The organism is Synechococcus sp. PCC 7336, assembly GCF_000332275.1.
Taxonomy (GTDB): Bacteria; Cyanobacteriota; Cyanobacteriia; order Thermostichales; family PCC-7336; genus PCC-7336.
Map to the genome: position 1 here is coordinate 3,020,101 of NZ_CM001776.1, position 18,447 is coordinate 3,038,547.

At 54.3% G+C, this 18,447-nt stretch carries 14 protein-coding genes, 1 tRNA gene and 1 pseudogene; 8 read left to right on the forward strand and 8 right to left on the reverse strand.

The annotated features are described in order from the left end of the window. Positions 1 to 423: 423 nt before the first annotated feature. Both SYN7336_RS14555 and SYN7336_RS14560 read left to right on the forward strand, forming a co-directional pair. On the forward strand, positions 424 to 2,166 hold the full coding sequence (locus tag SYN7336_RS14555; RefSeq protein WP_083885745.1) for an N-6 DNA methylase: 1,743 nt from the start codon (positions 424 to 426) through the stop codon (positions 2,164 to 2,166). Continuing rightward, the gene (locus SYN7336_RS14560; protein WP_017326686.1) at positions 2,167 to 2,904 is read left to right on the forward strand and encodes a PaeR7I family type II restriction endonuclease; all 738 of its coding nucleotides are present in this window, start codon (positions 2,167 to 2,169) and stop codon (positions 2,902 to 2,904) included. A gap of 52 nt (positions 2,905 to 2,956) precedes the next feature. Here SYN7336_RS14560 and SYN7336_RS14565 read toward each other — a convergent pair whose 3' ends face one another. The 4 genes from SYN7336_RS14565 to dapF all read right to left on the reverse strand — a co-directional run bounded on the left by SYN7336_RS14565 (position 2,957) and on the right by dapF (position 11,227). After that, positions 2,957 to 5,953: a GAF domain-containing protein gene (locus SYN7336_RS14565; RefSeq protein WP_017326687.1), complete on the reverse strand. Its 2,997-nt coding sequence runs from the start codon at positions 5,951 to 5,953 to the stop codon at positions 2,957 to 2,959. A gap of 279 nt (positions 5,954 to 6,232) precedes the next feature. After that, positions 6,233 to 9,193, reverse strand: a complete 2,961-nt coding sequence (gene ppc / locus SYN7336_RS14570) for a phosphoenolpyruvate carboxylase (protein WP_017326688.1) — start codon at positions 9,191 to 9,193, stop codon at positions 6,233 to 6,235. Positions 9,194 to 9,295: 102 nt separating this feature from the next. Next, positions 9,296 to 10,372 carry a GTPase ObgE gene (gene obgE, locus SYN7336_RS14575; protein ID WP_017326689.1) on the reverse strand — a complete coding sequence of 359 codons (1,077 nt, stop codon included), beginning with the start codon at positions 10,370 to 10,372 and terminating at the stop codon, positions 9,296 to 9,298. A gap of 9 nt (positions 10,373 to 10,381) precedes the next feature. Beyond that, positions 10,382 to 11,227, reverse strand: coding sequence for a diaminopimelate epimerase (gene dapF, locus SYN7336_RS14580; protein WP_017326690.1), 846 nt, complete (start codon positions 11,225 to 11,227; stop codon positions 10,382 to 10,384). Between the two features lie 176 nt (positions 11,228 to 11,403). Between dapF and SYN7336_RS26030 the strand changes: the two are divergent. Continuing rightward, a pseudogene (locus SYN7336_RS26030) lies at positions 11,404 to 11,646 on the forward strand (BrnT family toxin); the annotation flags it as partial. A 34-nt stretch (positions 11,647 to 11,680) separates the two neighbouring features. Beyond that, entirely contained in the window at positions 11,681 to 11,923 is a 243-nt protein-coding gene (locus tag SYN7336_RS14590) for a hypothetical protein (protein ID WP_017326692.1), read from the forward strand. A gap of 60 nt (positions 11,924 to 11,983) precedes the next feature. Here the strand turns inward: SYN7336_RS14590 and SYN7336_RS14595 are convergent, their stop codons facing one another. Beyond that, positions 11,984 to 12,826 carry a PRC-barrel domain-containing protein gene (locus SYN7336_RS14595; protein WP_017326693.1) on the reverse strand — a complete coding sequence of 281 codons (843 nt, stop codon included), beginning with the start codon at positions 12,824 to 12,826 and terminating at the stop codon, positions 11,984 to 11,986. Positions 12,827 to 13,089: 263 nt separating this feature from the next. Between SYN7336_RS14595 and SYN7336_RS29830 the strand changes: the two genes are divergently transcribed. Both SYN7336_RS29830 and mgtE read left to right on the forward strand, forming a co-directional pair. Continuing rightward, positions 13,090 to 13,506, forward strand: coding sequence for a hypothetical protein (locus SYN7336_RS29830; protein WP_156820161.1), 417 nt, complete (start codon positions 13,090 to 13,092; stop codon positions 13,504 to 13,506). Between the two features lie 113 nt (positions 13,507 to 13,619). Continuing rightward, on the forward strand, positions 13,620 to 15,014 hold the full coding sequence (mgtE, locus tag SYN7336_RS14605) for a magnesium transporter (protein WP_017326695.1): 1,395 nt from the start codon (positions 13,620 to 13,622) through the stop codon (positions 15,012 to 15,014). Between the two features lie 23 nt (positions 15,015 to 15,037). On the opposite strand, the gene SYN7336_RS14610 is transcribed toward mgtE, so the two are convergent. Continuing rightward, positions 15,038 to 15,895 (reverse strand): S1 RNA-binding domain-containing protein, encoded by an 858-nt coding sequence (locus tag SYN7336_RS14610; RefSeq protein ID WP_017326696.1) that lies wholly within the window; start codon positions 15,893 to 15,895, stop codon positions 15,038 to 15,040. Positions 15,896 to 16,052: 157 nt separating this feature from the next. Here SYN7336_RS14610 and SYN7336_RS14615 point away from each other — a divergent pair, with 157 nt between their 5' ends. Then, on the forward strand, positions 16,053 to 16,358 hold the full coding sequence (locus SYN7336_RS14615) for a hypothetical protein (protein ID WP_026101027.1): 306 nt from the start codon (positions 16,053 to 16,055) through the stop codon (positions 16,356 to 16,358). A gap of 212 nt (positions 16,359 to 16,570) precedes the next feature. Then, positions 16,571 to 17,203: a thermonuclease family protein gene (locus tag SYN7336_RS28080; RefSeq protein ID WP_083885747.1), complete on the forward strand. Its 633-nt coding sequence runs from the start codon at positions 16,571 to 16,573 to the stop codon at positions 17,201 to 17,203. A gap of 75 nt (positions 17,204 to 17,278) precedes the next feature. Here the strand turns inward: SYN7336_RS28080 and SYN7336_RS14625 are convergent. Both SYN7336_RS14625 and SYN7336_RS14630 read right to left on the reverse strand, forming a co-directional pair. Further along, positions 17,279 to 17,351, reverse strand: a tRNA-Glu gene (locus SYN7336_RS14625). Positions 17,352 to 17,499: 148 nt separating this feature from the next. Continuing rightward, entirely contained in the window at positions 17,500 to 18,444 is a 945-nt protein-coding gene (locus SYN7336_RS14630) for a cation diffusion facilitator family transporter (RefSeq protein WP_017326699.1), read from the reverse strand. Between the last annotated feature and the right edge of the window lie 3 nt (positions 18,445 to 18,447).

The window sequence follows — 18,447 nt, forward strand, 5'->3', positions numbered from 1 at the left end:
CTGGCGACATCCACTGTGGGAGCTATTGATTCTATACCCAGTACTCTAACTGAAGCTGAAACGCTCTACGCGCGCGACCTCTGACGCGGAACAAGACGGACAGTGTTACATAGTAACTCCATGTATATGTATGTAGAGGTGTTAGGTAGAATGAGTCATTCTAATAAATGAAGCAATCCTAGATGAGTTAAAAATATCGATTCTTGCCAGTACTGGATTAAGTCCCCCTTAGACTATACAACTGGTCTGGATCTGCTATAGTTTATTTAATCCGTATAAATACCGTTTTAGTGTGCTAAAATTCTTATTGAATAAATCAACTAATCCCTGAATTTGACTACTCTGACTGTATCTCAGATTCAAGCTAACGGTCGAGATCTTGCTTCAACTCAACCGTTAGTAAAATCAGTAAAGATCGAATAAATGGATAGAAATTTATCAGTGGAACAACTCAGCTTTAATCTGTCTGGAGAACATGCCAGAAATCATTCACCCTTAATTTCTGATGCAGTAAATCAATTATCTGAGCACAGTAATCTTGAGGATCGAGGAGCAATATATACTCGCTCCGAAGTGGTTGAATTTATTCTGAACTTACTGGGCTACGTTGAAGAACAGCCTCTATACACAAAAAGGCTTCTAGAGCCATCATTTGGCAGGGGTGACTTCCTAATACCTAGCGTCAAGCGGTTGATTGCTAGTTGGAAATCATCACAATCAAAGGGAGCAGCGGTCAAGGATCTGGGTCATGCAATCCGAGCTGTCGAACTACATCGAGAAACCTTTATAGCTACACGCACAGCACTATTAAATCTCCTTACTCAAGAGCTAGATACTACTAGCGCTCAAACTCTAGTAGATCGTTGGCTCAATCAGGGTGATTTTTTATTAAATCCACTTGATGGCCAATTTGACTTTGTAGTAGGTAACCCTCCATATGTACGTCAGGAGTTTATCCCCGATATCTTACTGGCTGAATATCGGCGACGCTACAAGACTATGTACGACCGAGCAGACATCTACATTCCGTTTATAGAGCGTTCCCTATTTGCACTAAGTGACAGTGGAAGCTTAGGTTTTATTTGCGCCGATCGGTGGATGAAGAACCGTTATGGAGGTCCGCTGCGCCGGTTGATATCTGAACAGTACCATCTTAAAATCTACGTCGACATGGTGGGTACACCCGCATTTCATACAGATGTCAGTGCCTATCCAGCCATCACTATCATCAGCCGGGAAGTGCAAGCACCTACACGAATTGCCCACCGTCCGGCAATCGATCGAGACACGCTGACACGCTTAGCTCATACATTGCGGAACCAGAAACCGTTAAAAGATTGTGACAGGGTGCGCGAACTGGCACAAGTCGTGAATGGGGCAGAACCCTGGTTACTCGAATCCGCTGACCAGATGGCATTAATTCGCCGTCTCGAGCAGCAATTTCCAACTCTTGAGGCAACAGGTTGTAAGGTCGGTATCGGTGTAGCAACAGGTGCAGACAAAGCATTCATTGGCGACCTTAACGATCTTGATGTCGAGCCGGATCGCAAGTTACCGCTAGTCACCACTAGAGATATTTTGTCTGGTGAGGTGCAATGGCACGGGCAGGGAGTAATCAATCCATTTGCTGTGGGACGAGGGCTTGTTGAATTAGAAGATTATCCACGACTGCGTCGCTACCTAGAGGAACGCCGGGAGGTTATTGCAAGTCGTCACTGCGCTCAAAAGTCACCAGCCAATTGGTACAGAACAATTGACCGAATTCATCCAGAACTGGCAAAGAAGCCCAAGCTTCTCATCCCTGATATCAAAGGGAAGGCTCATATCGTCTATGAAAATGGGAAGCTGTATCCACATCACAATCTTTATTATGTCATATCCAATCAATGGAATCTGCGTGCCTTGCAGGCTGTGCTACTATCAGAAATTTCTCGCCTATTCATAGCAACGTATTCAACCCAAATGCGGGGTGGATTTCTTCGCTTCCAAGCTCAGTACCTGCGTCGTATTCGTATTCCTTTTTGGGCAGATGTGAGTGAGGAAATTAGGCAAGAGCTAATTGACGCTGCAACCGATCGCAACCTCCAGGCGTGCAACTGTGCAGCATTCAAGCTATATGCATTGAGTAACGAAGAGAGATCCGCTTTAGGCAGTAATGGAGAGTAAATGGCACTCGATCTAGTTGATTACGAACGAAAAGCTCAGGCAGCAGTAATGACATTCTGGAGAAGTCGTGAGGTTGCCAAACAAAAACAGCTAGACTCTGGGAAAGCAGATCGGGGAGAGCGTGCTGGGGTCACTGCTGGGAAAAACATGAATGGGTTTATCGAATTGATTGTGGATCTGGTAAGGGAAAATGGTCTCGAACATGCCAAAATTCATCAAAAGCGAGCCGTGTTAACGCTGCCTGGATACTTCCGCCCAACAAAACTTTGGGACCTACTCATCACTTATCAAGGCGAGCTGATTGCTGCCATCGAGTTGAAAAGCCAGGTTGGGCCATCATTCGGTAATAACTTCAATAATCGGACGGAGGAAGCCATTGGGACAGCCCACGATTTTTGGATAGCCTACCGTGAAGGCGCGTTCGGTCAACAGCTACGCCCCTTTGCTGGCTGGCTCATGTTGGTGGAAGATGCAGTGGCATCGCGTTCTCCTGTGAGGAATAGTTCGCCCCATTTTCCAGTGTTTCAAGAATTTAGGGAAACTTCCTACCTAAAGAGGTACGACCTGCTCTGTCAGAAAATGATTCAGGAACAGCTTTACACCCACGCAGCTCTAATCGCGTCCCCACGAAAGGCTGCAGATAGCGGAGAATTCTCAGCACTTTCCACAATGAGTAGTCTTAAGACTTTTGTTACCGCACTGGCCGGATATGTAGCGACTGAGGCTGCACGGCACTGAGGCTGCACGGCTTGGTTGAGATACCTCTCCAATTTGGCTAGCCAAGCGTTGGTTACAGGCTGGCAGAGTGCCGAACAATCTCAGCCTCCGGCAGAGGAACGCGCAATCGAGCCACGGTGCCGCTCCCATTGCGACGGGCTTTCCATTCAATCGTGCCACCAATAATGTCAGCCCGATAGCGCATATTGAGCAAACCGTGGGAGCCCTCTCGGGACGGGTTCGCCGGCATCCCCTTGCCATCGTCAATCACCTTAACCTCTAAATAACCATCCTCCGTCACAGAAAGGGTGCAATCGACACGGGTCGCCTCCGCATGCTTGACCACATTGTTCAACGCCTCCTGCACAATGCGGAATAGCGTACTCTGGGCCAGAGGCTCTAAAGCATTCAGCTCCCCGCGAGTGCGATCGTCAAAGCGCGCCAGCAACGGACGGGTCGATCGCTGGGCCGCTCGCTCCAACAAACTGCGTAACGCCGAGCCCAAATTAAACGCCCGCATTGCCGTCGGCTGCAGGTCCTCCACAATGCCGCGCAACTCGGTAATCGTCTCTCGCAACTGCTGACTCCAAGCCGCGATCGCCTGCTGCTGTTGCATCGGGTCGGGTTGAGCCTGCGAGGCCAACTGCTGCATTTGCCGCGACATTGCTCCCAAATCGGCAATACTCTGATCGTGCAGATCCGCCGCCAGCCGGCGACTTTCAGCCTCCCGTCCCTCACTCAATCCCCGCATCGCAGCCGTGAGCGCATCCCGCATCCGAGCTTGTTCCGAAAACTGCGTCCGCTGCACCGCGACAGCCGTCATATCGGCGATCGCCTCCACCAACTCCAATTCTGCCGCCGCAAACGTATGGCCCCGCTCTCGACTCGCCTCAAACTCCGTTTCGCGTATGGGGGAAGAAACCGTCGTGCAGATGACCCCCAACACGTCGTCCGCAATCTCTACCGGGACGGCCATCAACGATCGAATGCCCAATCGCACTAAGTTTTGTCGGGCTTGGGGAGCGATGGGATAAGTTTGAATATCGTCAATGAGTAAACTCTCGTGACGGCTGTAGCAGGTGAGCAACAACAGCCAGCTCAAATCTGAGGCCACTTCACTCGTGGGCTGAGCTTCACAGCCATCGCGGCGAAAGGATTGAGCCGATTGAAATTGGGCCGGAACCATCTCTGGGGAAGTATCGACACTCAGAACCAAGTGAGAGGCATGCAACTTTTCATCAATTTGCTGCTGCAGGGCTTCGGAAGAGAGTTGGGCTAACTGCGAGGTCTGCTGAGAAGACAGCGTAATAAAATCGCAGCAATCTAGATGCAGGGCGTCGGCACAGCCCTCCAGGGCAATGGCAATAATCTCTTGCACCTGATGGGTGCCCGTCAGCCTTTGAGCGAGTTGTCGCAGTAGCGTTTCGCGGCGGGCGAGACGGCGGGTTTGTTGGTGGAGCTGCGCTTGCTTGAGGGCAATGCCCGCCTGTTCGGCAACGGCGATCGCCAGGGAGAATTTTTCGGGGGCAAACGACTGCTCCGATCGCCGCGCCACTAAGACAATCGTGCCCAACAGTTCGCCATCTTGCACGAGGGGCAATAGAGCAGTGCTGTTGGCCAACTGCAGTTGAAAAAACTGGCATTCTGCCGGTCGAATGCGGTCGAGATCGCCCACTTTCAGCAAGACTGGATAGCCATTGGCGAGGGTGTCGTAGATCTGGATATCGGAGGGATCGCGATCGCCCTCCTCTCGAGCGGGAAAAACCATCATGTCGCGATAGAGCTGAATGTGGCAATCTTCCAGTTCTAGAGCAGTGGCCAAAGCAACCTCAATCGACTTCAGGACTTGATTGGGATCGAGGGAGTTGCGGATATCGGCGCTGATTTCATTGAGCAGCGCTTCGCGGCGGGCCTGTTGCTCGGTTTTGGCATAGAGATGGGATTGGGTAATCGCGATCGCTAACTGTTCTGCCACCGCCTTCAGCAGTTGGCAATCGGAGTCCGTCCAGTCGCAGGGGATGCCCCCTTCCTCTGGACTATCTGCCCGCTCCGAGGCTTGCAATTGCAACTCCTGCACGTAATCCAAGCGGCAGCGATGGACGCTCAAAATGCCGTAATAGGACTGGCCTAAATTCAGCCCAACCAGCATCAGAGATTGCACCCCCGCATCGTGCAGCAACTGCGCATTCTCGGCATCCATCTCATCCAGCGACAGCCATACCTGCAGGGCAATTCGCTGATTTTGCTGGAGCAATGCTTTGGCTAGCACTTGCTCCCGATCTGCGGCCGGACGACCCAACCACGAATCGACGTAGGGCTGAGCAAAAGCGTGGCGATAGACCAGTTGCTCTGCATGCGGATCGCAGTATAAAAACTGAACTCGACAAGCCTGCAGTGCCTGTCCGATCGCTTCTACTGCTGCTTGCAAAATGTCATCCAGATTGAGAGAGGCACGAATGCTGTCAATAATCCGGTACAGCAGTGCCTGACGCTCTGCCTGCTGGCGCAGTTGAAACGATTGCCGAGCAGCGGCAAGGGCACTGGCCGTATGGGTGCAGATAAACTGCAAGACTTCTAAAAAGGTTGGGGCTAGGGGCTGACGGCTGAAAACTGCCACACATCCTGCCAATTGAGAGCCCCAATAAATGGGATAGCTGGCAAACCCCACTAGATTCTCGGCCTCAATCCAGTCGGGGCTCTGAATCCAGGGCTCTCGGTGCAGTTGGTTGCTCAGCTTGGGTGCGCGATCGCGCACCAGTTCCCCCAAAGGAGTTTTATCGGGGGCGAGTGTTCGCAGGGCTGCCTGGGCCGGACTGATTAACCCTGCTTGTGCTTTGAGGTGCAGTGCTCCACCTGCAGGGTCGTAAAACCACACCAGTGCCGATGCCAGTTCCAATCGTTCCACCAAGCCCTGGGCCAACAGGCGAGCAATCTCTTCGGGATTATCCTGCACCTGCAGCTCGCGGGTGACGGGATCGCGGCAAACGCTCAGGCTCTCCACAATCGCGTTGGCGGCTTGCAACTGCTCTAGCAGTCTTTGGGGGTGAGGGTCGGGAGCAGTAGCAGTCACGGGTTCGGAGGGGCGATCGGCTGCCTTTAATGTATTGCAACTTTAGGCATTGACGGCCATCTGTCTCGGTGGGAACCTCGATAAAATTCTATGGAGTGCCAATCCGTTTACCTCGCATAAGCAAAAAACCACTAGACCCAGGCGATCGCAAAACTCCCACACAGATGCCGCTTTGTACTGACATGAGGCTGTCTGGATAGCCACGAACCAGACAACAATCGAGTTCCGGCAGATCGATGCCCGCCGCCAATGCCGATGTCGTGAGATGGAGATCTCCACTTAGCCCGTATTGCGCATTCCGGCAGCGATGCCATTGATGGTTAGCAGTGCGCCGCGCAGCAACTCGGGACGACTGTAGCGAGAGCGGCTACCGGGTTGGCGGTGCTGGCGCAGGCGCTTGAGTAGCGAGACTTGTAAGAAGCCTAAGGGCACGATCGAGCCATTCCGCAGGCGCACGGAGGTCTGCAAAGAGGGATCGCCATCCAGCAGCGTGCCCCGTTCGGCGATCGCCAGCACCAGATCGCGCGTGCGGGCCATTTCAGCGGCAATGCGATCGAATAATTGTTCGTTTGTCTTGCGATGTTTCTCAGACCCTAGCTCGCGCATGTAGTGGCGGGCAATTTGCATGTCTACCTTAGCCAGCGTCATCTCCACCTTCGCAATAGCTGTTTTGAAGAAAGGCCAGTTGCGGTAGAGACTGCGCAGGTAGGCCAGGTTTTCTGCGGGATTTTCGTCCACGTAGGAAGCCATTGCCGTGCCGACGCCGTACCAAGAGGGCAGCAGGAATCGGCTTTGGGTCCAGCTAAAGACCCAAGGAATGGCTCGCAAGCCATCCAAGTCTTTTTTCTTACTATTGCGACGGGTGGGGCGGGAGCTGATTTGCAGTAGGCTAATTTCTTCAATCGGGGTGGCTTCTAAAAAGAACTCTAAAAAGCCGGGGGTCTCGTAGACGAGGGAACGGTATTCCTGGCGCGATCGCGTCGCCAAGTCCTCCATGAGCTGCAACCAATCGGCAGATTTATCCGCATTGGTGAGCAATAAACTGGACTGAATCACAGCGCTAGTCACCGTCTCCAGGTTGTAAACCGCTGCCTCCAACAGAGAATATTTGGACGCCAGCACTTCCCCTTGCTCGGTGATTTTAATCCGACCGCCAATGCTGCGACCGGGCTGGGCCAAAATTGCTTCGTAGGCAGGACCGCCGCCGCGACCCACCGAGCCGCCGCGACCGTGAAAAATCCGCAGCACGATACCGTACTGTTCTGCCACCTTTTGCAGCGCTACCTGAGCCTTGTAAATTTCCCAGTTGCTGCTCAAAAAGCCAGAATCTTTATTGCTGTCGGAATAGCCCAGCATCACCTCCTGTAAATCTCCGAGCGATCGCAAATACTCGCGATAGAAGGGCAACTGAAACATTTCCTCCATCACTGCAGGAGCCCGTTTGAGATCGTCCACCGTTTCAAATAGAGGCACGACCGCAAGACTGCCGGAGGCGGCAATCGGATCGTAGAGTCCTGCTTCTTTAGCTAAGAGCAACACTTCCAGCATGTCGCTACTGCAGCGGTTCATACTGATGATATAGGTATGGCAAAGGGGGCGGCCGAATTCCTGCTGCAACAAACGGATCGTTCGGAAGGTTTCGATGACCTCAATCGTTTTGGCGGACACAAAAGAGCCATCTGGCTCGGGGGGGGTCGGCGCAGCTTTACGATTGGAGCGGGTGGCGGGAACTGCTGGCACTGCCGGTAGCTCGGAAGGGATGATGGGGCGGCGAGTTTGGAGTTCTCGCACCAGCCACTCCGTTTTTTCCTGCTCCGATAGCTCGGCATAAGAACGCGGCAAAATGCGCAAGTAATCGAACACTTCGGTGAAGGTTTTCTCGTGGACGCGGCTGTCTTGGCGCACGTCCAGCCGAGCCAGGTAGAAGCCAAACACCTCCACTTGAGCAATCAATTGTTCGAGTTGGCGACAGCGGATCTGGCTGCCTTTCAAACTCTTTTGAATCAGATCGAGATCCCCCAGAAACTCATCGGCATTCGCGTAGCCTTGAGAGGGGGCTACATGACGCTGTAATGGATCGGGATGGCGCAATTGCTCGTTGCGATCGCGAGTCAACTCCAATTTGCGCTGCATGTAGCTGAGCTTGAGGCGATAGGGTTCCTGCCGAAACTTGAGCGAGAGGGATTCGTACACATCGGGGAATTGGCTTTGGTCCTGTTCGAGCGCCGTTAAGAGTTCGCTATCGACATCGCTCCAATGCAACGACAGGCTGAGGGCGCGCACGAGTTGTTTGACGGACTGAATGTATTTATTCAGGACCAAATTGCGTTGATAGCAAGCGGTTTGCCAACTGACTTCGGGGGTAACAGAAGGGTTGCCGTCGCGGTCTGCCCCCACCCAAGAACCGAAGCTGCAGAAATTGACTCTAGGAGCCTCTGTCTCGGGGAACGACACTTGTAGATTTTGGGATAGACGCTCGTGCAATAAGGGAATGGCGTTGAATAACACCTGCTCGAAGTAGTGCAGCGTATAGTCCACTTCGTCTAGAACCGTAGGCTTGAACTGATGCAGCTCGTCAGTCCGCCACCACAGCGAAATTTCCTCCTGCAGTTGCTGGCGCAACACATCTGCTTCCCATCCCACCGGGTCTTTGAGGCGATCGAGCGCATCTAACAATTGGGAGAGTGTCCGCTGCTTTTCGCGGATGGTGTGCCGCACGATTTCGGTGGGGTGGGCGGTAAAGACCAAGCGGATATCGAGGGCATCTAGCAGCGACTGCAACTGCTCGGCAGACACCTGCTGGGATTGAAGGTAAGGGAATAGAATGCCGAATCGCTCTTGTTTGCTTGCCTTGCGAGGGGATGGCACAGTCGAGTTCACCCCTTCTCGTTCTGCCCGCACGGCTTTGTCGTAACGCTGCTCGATGATATTGATCAGTTGAAAAAAGAGAGCAAAGGCGCGAACAGCCTGAATCGCTTCCTTCAGGTCGAGATGTTCCACAATTTCGAGCACTTCTGCTGCCGGATACTCGAGCGCCTGTCCTTCTGGCGAACACATCAGGCGCAATTGCTTGAGCAGAGCGACGAGTTGAGGACCGCACTCCTGCTGCAGTACGCTCTCCCACAATTCTTCGATTAACGACAGCCGCTGAGCGAGCAATGGATCGTCCGAGACAAATGTGGGGGCTGGAGTGTCTTTCAGGTCGATGTCGGATACCGCAGAATGGGGGGCAGAACTCATCGGATAGATCGGCTCCAGCTCGAACTTACTCCCACAATTCTACGGCTCGATCCTTCATAGGGCGCAGAACTGCTCGATATTGTTCACGATCGCGAAACAGGCTTACTGCGAGAGGGGCAAACCTGGGGTCGGAATCAGCGCGTTGGGGGAGGATTGCCGAGCGGGGTCCGCAATCTCAGAGTCTGCTTTGAGATGTTCGAGGCTGGCAAAGACCTGTCGGAGGAGGCGATCGCAGCCCAATTGCGTCACTGCCGAGAGCATCAAAACCTCGCCACCGCTGGCCGCTTGCAATGCCTGTTGTTTGTCGGCTAACTCCTCTGGGGCGATCGCATCCACTTTGTTCAAGGCCACAATCTGGAGTTTGTCGGGCAGACCGCGATCGTAGGCAGATAGCTCTGCCTGAATTGCCTCGTAACTGGCGACGGGATCGGGCTCGCTGCCATCCACTAAATGAACCAGCAGGCGGGTGCGCTCGATATGGCGCAGAAATTCGTAACCCAAGCCCACCCCCTCGTGGGCTCCCTCAATCAAACCGGGGATATCCGCAAACACTACCCCGTCCCCAGAGGGACGGCGCACGACACCTAAATTGGGCACCAATGTGGTGAAGGGATAGTTGGCGACTTTGGGGCGAGCGGAGGAGAGGGCAGAGATCAGAGTCGATTTTCCAGCATTGGGCAAGCCAATAATGCCCACCTCGGCAATCAGCTTCAGTTCCAGTTGCAGGCGGCGTTCTTCCCCCGGCTTGCCGAGGGTCATTTTTTCGGGAGCACGATTGCGGTTACTCAAAAAATGAGCGTTGCCCAAACCGTTTGCCCCGCCTTTGGCCACGCACAACTGCTGCCCCGGCTCAGTCAAATCGCCTAGGAATTCCTCTGTATCGGCATCGAACACGATCGTGCCGCAGGGGACGCGAATCAGGGCGTCATTGCCGCTGCGTCCGGTTTTGTTACTCGGGCCGCCCTTTGCTCCAGGCTCGGCAGCATACAACCGCTTGAACTGAAAGTCGAGTAGGGTTTGTAGGTTGGCATCAGCCACCAAGATGGCCGAGCCTCCCTTGCCGCCGTTCCCTCCAGAAGGCCCCCCTGCAGGCACATATTTTTCGCGACGAAATGCCACCATCCCGTCGCCGCCATCTCCAGCTTTGACTGCTACGGTGGCTCGGTCGATAAATTGCACGGGGGACTCCTACAGTTCGCGAATACCGGTATAGACTCGCTGAGCCGGTCCCGTCATGTGGATGCGATCGCCGTCGCGGTCCCAGCGAATCTCGAGGTTGCCGCCGGGGAGCTCGACGATCGCCCGATCGTCAGATTTCCCTAACAGAACGGCGGCGATGAGGGTGGCGCAAGCCCCCGTACCGCAGGCAAGGGTGATGCCCGCTCCCCGCTCCCAAACCCGCATGCGCAGGCGATCGCGCCCCAACACCTGCACAAACTCGGTGTTAACCCGTTCGGGAAAGGCGGGATGGTGCTCGAATTGGGGACCGAGCTGTGCGAGGGGAATGGCCGCTACGTCCTCAACAAAGGCGATGCAGTGGGGGTTGCCCATGCTGACTGCTGTCACTTGCCAGGTGCGATCGGCAACCGTGAGGGGAACATCTACCACTTGAGATTCCCCTGCTGCCAAGGTAGTGGGAATCTGGGCCGCCGCAAGCACGGGCGCGCCCATATCGACACGAATCAGATTGCCCTCCACAAACTGGGGCACGATCCGACCGGCCAGCGTGTGAATTTGATAGGCTCCCTCGCGAACTGGCTCGCCCAAATCCTGCAGGAATTGAGCCATGCAGCGAATGCCATTGCCGCACATTTGGGGTTCCGACCCATCGCTGTTATAAATGCGCATGCTGAAATCTGCCCCAGCAGTGCCGGGAAGGGCAAAAATGACCCCATCGGCACCGATGCCAAAGCGGCGATCGCACCATTGCATCGCTTGCTCGGGTGTCAACAGAGGCTCGGCCCGATCGCGGTTGTCGAGCAAAATAAAATCGTTACCGAGACCGTGATATTTCACGAATGGCAGTTGCGCCATCAATCCCTCGCAAATCGCCTGAAGTTCTAGCGTAACTCCTACTGCTCGACTGCGCTTGGCGATCTGGTGGAAACCAATCAGTATATTGACAACGTAAATACAGACAAGCTAGCCTCACCGCTATGGACGTAGAATTTGTTTTGAACGGAATCACTTTCGTTTAGGACGAACAAAAAGCTCGCCACAATCCTGAAAAGCACGACGGGGTGACGTTTCCACAGGCGGCTGAAGCATTTTTTGACCCTTTCCTCATTGTGGTCGATACCAGTCGCAATCGAGCACAACGGGATGCTGCGATCGGTCTGGACCGAAGGTGGAGCCTTTTATTTGTGGTTCACATGAAAATCGAGCGCGATCGCATTCGGATTATTTCAGCTCGCAAAGCCACTCGAACGGAGCGACAGCAATATGAAGCCTAAAGCATTAAAAAAGAGATTGGCTAAAAACCGCCCCATGACAGCGATTACCATTCGGATGCCAGAAGACGTCATCGAAGATCTGAAGAAGATGGCACCACTGTTGGGCTTCTCCGGCTATCAACCCTTGATCCGGGCCTATGTCGGTCAAGGTCTCCGAGAAGATTTGGAGCGATTTGAAGATAGCAATCTATCCGCCCTTGTCGAGGAACTGAAGAAAAGGGGAGTCAACCCCGAGCTAGTTGAAGAAGCTTTACGCGAAGTCGCCGCTTCCCGTTGACTTCATCGTCGTAATTCTGCCTCCTGCGCTGCCAGCCAAAATACAGATCGAGGGGCATGCTCAGATTGGCTCCTTCTCGGGCAGCTCCTCAAAGGGCTCTAAAGGTTCGCCAGCAGCGGTCTCTTCACTATCTTCGTAGGTCTCGTCATATTCGTCGCTATACTCCTCGTCTTCTCCATCGGCAGCAGCGTAAATCTCCGCATCTTCCTCGTAGATCTCTTCCTCTTCGGCTAGCTCTTCCTCTTCCTCGTATTCATCGTCGTATTCCTCTTCGTATTCTTCCTCGTAGTAAGCCTCTTCTTCCTCCACACTCTCAGCTGCACTGGGCAGGATGGGAGTTTCCGCCAGCATTTCCCAAGGGGGACGACCGACGCCGAACAGTTTTGTCAGGATACTGGTGGAAACCTCGATCAGGCGGGTTTCGGCTTCATCTGCAGCAATAATATCCCCACCCACAGAGACAATTTCGCTCGCCTGCATGGCGTAAGTATTGACTATGAACCCTGGCAGCAGGGGCAGGCCGAGGGCCGACAGGTGAATGTTAGCGATATCTCCTGTTTCGGGGTCGAAGGTGAAGTCTTTGACACTGCCCAGTCGCGTCCCCGTTTCGGTGACCACTTTGCTGCCGATCGCCTTGACCAGATCGCTCAAATCGTAGTCTTCAAATACGGCTTCAGTATCAATCAAGATGGCATCTTTACCCAATCGCACGCGCTCGCCCAAGGCCATCGTGCGGGAGAGGCTGGAGAAAGGACTTTCTCTCACGCTCAAAGCCACCACTTGCTGCTGTTCTAGGTCCACCCAGACATCGCTGACTAGGCCCACCTGTGCGGCAGTGCTTTGGTCAATAACTGGAGTCCCTAAAAGTTGAAAGCGACTGCGAGGTTCCAAAGCCGTCGTCATGACACGTACCTAATCTCGACTGCAATCAAAGGTAAAGCAAAATCAGGGTCAAGGGAAGCCGCCGCGATTTGGGAGTGACTGGAATCGCAGCGAGGATCGAAAGCTTTTAGGTGAATGTCTTCGATCGCCTTTCAGCTTTTGAAATAGATGGAGCAGTAGGGCAGAATTAAGTCTAAATATTGGGATTTGCGCGATCTTTGGGTCAAACCCTTTGCTGTCCCGGGCTTTATGCCATCGATTGAACTTTTTATGGAGACTCGATGGTGGCTCGACAGATTGGAGAACTGGGTTTGAACTGCCCTCTGCTGGGGGAGTTGCTATTAGAGTTCGAGCTGATAGTCGAGTCCCAATTAGTCGAGGCTTTGCAAGCGTCGCAGCGCAGCGATCGCCGCTTGGGAACCGTGCTAATAGAGCTCGGCTACGTGACGGAGGAGGCGATCGCCAACTCCCTGCAAAAGCAACAAGAGATGTGTAACGGCCCGCAGTTATTGGGCCAGTTGCTGCTCCGACACCACCAGGTCACCCAAGAGCAGCTCCAAGCCGCGCTGCACGAATCAAAGCAGTCCGGGCAGCTTTTGGGGGAGGTGCTGGTGGCCCGAGGAATCTTAGCTGAAGAAGATGTTCGAGACCGCTTGCTAGAGCAATTTTGGCGGGCGAAGGGGTTTTGGGTGATTGCTTGAGGGCGATCGCCCGCAGACAGCATTCTCTCTGCCACAGCTAACCGGAGATGGGGACCTATTGCGACTAGACTAGTTGCAGGTCATTTTGGCACGCGAGCAGTTGAGGCATACCCTTGACCGAAAACCGTCCCCTGACTCCCACCGTCGAAGCACGAGCGGAGCTGCGGCAACTGGTGCGCCAGCAGTTGGAAATGCTGCTGGAAGAGGGCAATTTGCAGGGGGCGAAATCCCTGCTCGTTCCCGTGCGGCCTGCCGATATCGCCGACGCGATTGAAGGGCTGTCAGAAGCTAAACAGCAAGCGATCGCCTTTCGCCTGCTTTCCAAAGATGAAGCGATCGAAGTTTACGAGCAACTGGACTCCACCGTACAGCAGACGCTGATTGAAGACTTCAAGCGGCAGGAAGTGCTCGACATTGTAGACAAGATGTCTCCCGACGATCGGGCCCGCCTGTTTGACGAGCTGCCCGCGAAGGTGATTGCCCGCATTGTGGGCCAACTGAGCCCTAGCGAGCGCCAAGCGACCGCCCTCCTATTGGGCTACGAACCCAACACCGCAGGGCGCATCATGACGCCCGAATACGTATCGCTGAAGGAAGCCTTCACGGTGACGCAAGCGATCGACCGCATTCGCAGCCTCGCCAGCGAAACCGAAACGGTCTACTACCTCTACGTCACTGACGCGGCCCGCCGCCTGACGGGCATCTTGTCTCTGCGGGACTTGGTGACGGCCTATCCCAACCAAACTATTGGGGATGTCATGACCCGCGATGTCATCTCTGTCTCCACCGACACCGACCAGGAGGAGGTGGCCCGCATTATCCAACGCTACGATTTCATTGCCATGCCCGTGGTCGATGCCGAGCACCGCCTCGTGGGCATCATCACCGTCGATGACATCATCGACATTCTGGAAGAAGAAACCACCGAAGACATCTACACCTTGGGGGGGGTCCAGTCTGGCCGCGAAGATTACTTCCAAACCAATCTCTGGGTGGTGGCCCGCCGCCGCGTGGTCTGGCTCTTGGTTTTACTCGTCACCAATAGCATCACCGGCAGTATCATCAACAGCCAACAGGATCTCCTACAGCAAGCGATCGTCTTGGCCTCGTTTATTCCCCTGTTAACCGGTACGGGAGGTAATGTTGGGGCGCAGTCTTCGACGGTGGTGATTCGCGGCCTCAACACAGAAGAGTTGCAGTCTAAAGGCACCCTGACGATTATTGTGCGCGAGTTGATGGCCGGGGCGCTGTTGGGGTTGATGCTGGGATCGATGGCGATGCTGTGGGCGATCGTCATGCAGCAGGATATTTCGATCGCGCTAGCGGTGGGGATTAGCTTGCTGAGCATTTCCACCCTAGCGTCGGTGGCGGGGTCGGGGCTGCCGTTTTTGTTCCAGTACCTGGGCTTCGATCCCGCTTTGATGTCAGCTCCGTTTATTACGACGGTGACGGATGTGGTGGGGGTGTTGATTTACTTTGCGGTGGCACGGGCGATTTTGGGGATTTAGGACGATCGCCTGTCTCAACAGCGCTACAACTTATTTTGAACCGCCGCTGCCCGCTTCTCTGCCTCGGCAAACACCCGCTCCGCGTCCGTCAGCATCTCCCCTGGCGATTTCTCCAAGACCTGAGTGGATAGACCCACCCGACCGCGCGCCTCGTCGATACTAATGATGACCGCCTTGACCGGCTGCCCCACCTGGAACACCGCCTCAATATCCCTCACAAATCCCTGGCTGACCTCTTTAATATGCAGCAATCCGGTGGTGCCCTCGAAGTTAATGAACGCGCCAAAATTCTTTACGGCAGCAACGGTCCCATCCACCAACTGCCCCACCGAGAAGTCTTGCGTCACCATCGATCGCCGAGCCAACTTTTCCGATAGCACCAACTTATTGGTCTCGGGATTCACCTCCAAATACGCCAAGGTCAGCGTCTCCCCCACCAACGCATCCATCGCATCTGGCTGGGAAAGGTGCGATCGCGGTACAAACCCCCGCAATCCATCCAACTTCACTAACGCCCCACCGCGATTGAGCCCCGTCACCGTTGCCTGCACAATTTCCCCATTGGCCTGCGCCTCCTGCAACCGCTCCCAAGCCCGCTGCATCTCTAGGCGACGAATCGACAGGGTAATCTGCCCGTCCTCATCCTGCCCGCGCACCACCAAAAAGTCGCGCTCCTCGCCCACCTCAAGGATTTTATCCAGCCCGTCAATGCGCTGTAGCGACGCCTCCCGCAAAGGCAATACCCCCGCCGACTTCCCACCAATATCGATCGTGGCCCGATCGCGATCGACCACAGCCACTTTTCCAGTCACCACTTGCCCCACTTCAAATGAGTAGTCGTACTCTTCTAGGGCCTTGGCAAAGTCTTCAGAGGAAAACATTCGAAACAATCGCAAATAACGGCACAGACAGCAATCTAGCGCAATTCTCGAATCGAGAGCGGCAACCCTACAAAATTTACCAAAACCCCTGCCCCCCAGCACAGTTTCTCCACACCCTCTTAAACTAAAGGGGAACTGAGCGCGGACCTGTTTTTCTATGCCCAAGCCGAGAGTGAATCTTACCTGGCCGTTGGAAGCCTTTTTGGGAGATGTTTTGGTCTGTACGCTGGAGGGGGAGCATCTCGATACGGTGACAGATGTGAAGGTGGCTCCGGCAGCCAAGGGGGTTAAAACAACGATTGGCGATCCCTACGGTCGCTTGGGGCAGCCCCCCCAACAGACTGCCGAAGCTTTGACGATTACCTTCGAGGTAGACTACAGCACCTACCCTGGCGAGAAGCGGGTTGAGTTGATTTCGGCGGAAGGAAACAGCGATCCCATTCCGTTCACCATCATGATGTAACCAGTCGTCGTTGGGCAGAGGGGCCAGTCCCCGTTCGATTGCACCGATCTGGCTTGCCGTTGGGTTGGACCGACCCGGGTGGCGATCGCACTTGAAGTTTGACCATCGACAGGCGAAGTTCGAGATTGATGGAGAGCGATCGCAAGTTTTTTCAACGATTTTTTGTAAATTAGTAACAGTTGTTAAAGTTACTAGCCGTCGAGGCACCGACAATGGCAAAGTTATTTCCCCAAAGCGATTGCGCCCATTCTTCCCTGCATGGGTCCGTTCGGATGCTGGCATGGACCTCGCTTGGAGGTGTTGGGATGGCGATCGCGGCACTGACCGCGAGTGCGTTGCCGACAGAAGCAGTGCGACCGCCGCTATCGCAGTTATATCGAGCCCAGGTGCTGCGGGTGGTGGATGGCGATACTGTGGTAGTGAAATTTGTGGATGACGGCAGTCCCAATCCGGGCAGCGTACCCACCCATCGGTTGGTCGAACTCGATATTGCCGGAGTCGATTTGCCCCTAGAAGCGCAAATGCAGTGGAGTTACTTCTCCGGTCAGTACCTGCAGGATCGGATTAATCGTCAAACGGTTTATGTCGAGCTAATCGAACCGCCCAGTCTAGATGACAGCATTTTTCCGGCTTATCTCTGGCAGGGCAATACTTTGATTAATGAGGAAGTGTTAATTTTCGGTCACGCCATTCAAGAAACCGAGCCCATCGACACGAAGTATCTCAACGAGCTGCTAGCGGCAGAAGAAGTAGCTCAAAAACAGGGTCGCGGTATTTGGAATTGGTACAGCCCACTCCCTAAAACCCCCGCGCAATTTCGCGAGCAGCAGGGCGAGAGCCTTTAAAGGTTGATGGACTAGCGATCGCCCCATTGCACCAAAAACAAGTGCAGCGCCCTTGCGCCGCACTTGCTAATCTCATACCCCCAAGGGGGTTCGAACCCCTGTCGCCTCCGTGAAAGGGAGGTGTCCTAGGCCTCTAGACGATGGGGGCCTAAGCATTGACCTGCGGGCTTCCTGCCGCTTGACCTCATTCATCCTAAAGGGGCGGATCTTCGCTTGTCAACTACGTCACGAAATTTTTCTATACAGACTGAGTATTGTGCGGCAATGGTGCGCTTGCCCCTGGTGCTGACAGGTACTCACGACGGCGGAGAGTCGGCATCGAACGGTTCGATATAATCGTAAGGCTCGATATGGATGGTTGCCCGCACATCCCCATACTTGTCTTGCAGGGCCAACTCCACCTGTTCTGAAATCCTGTGGGCTGACTCCACATCCAAAGGTTCTACAACTAAGTGCATCTCCACAAAGACGCGCTGCCCCACAATGCCCCGAGACGAAATTGCGTGACAGTCGATCGTCCCTTCCACATCCATTGCAACCTTGTAGATGGATTCGGGAGCGATCGCGACGCGATCGGTTAACACCGGTATATTTTCCTGCAGCACTTCCCAAGCACTCCACACCACCAACACCGCTACTGGAAAAGCCAAAACAGTATCTAACCACAACCAGCCCTGCTGCACCCCCCACAACCCCAGCAAGACGGCGATCGTAATCCCCACGTCGCTCGTAGTGTGGCGGGCATCCGCCAGCAGTAACGGGCTGCGGAGCACTTTCCCCCGCCAGCGTTCGTAGACCGTAACGCCAATATTGACTAGTAACACCCCAACCATTAGCTTGAAGGTCAAAGCGTCCACCGATAATTCCAGGCCGCTCTCGGGATCGAGCCAGCGACTCAAGGCCGATTGCACAATTTCTAAGCAGGCTATCCCCAGAAAAGCGGCAATGAACAATGCCCCAATCGACTCAAATTTGGCATGACCGTAAGGATGGTCCCAATCGGGCTTGGGATCTGCCAGCCGCATGGCCACTAAGCCGAGAATATTGCTGGCGCTGTCGGCAACTGAATGGAGGGCATCGGCCATGAGGCTGAGGGAGCCCGTGGTTATGCTCAGGACGACCTTCGTCGCAAACACGGCTAGGTTGAGCAGTAATGTAATCAGTAGCACCCGCTGTACGCCCCTCTGTCGAAGTTGAGCGTCAGTTGGAATAGAGATGGATTGAGTCGTTTCTGCGCTCACACT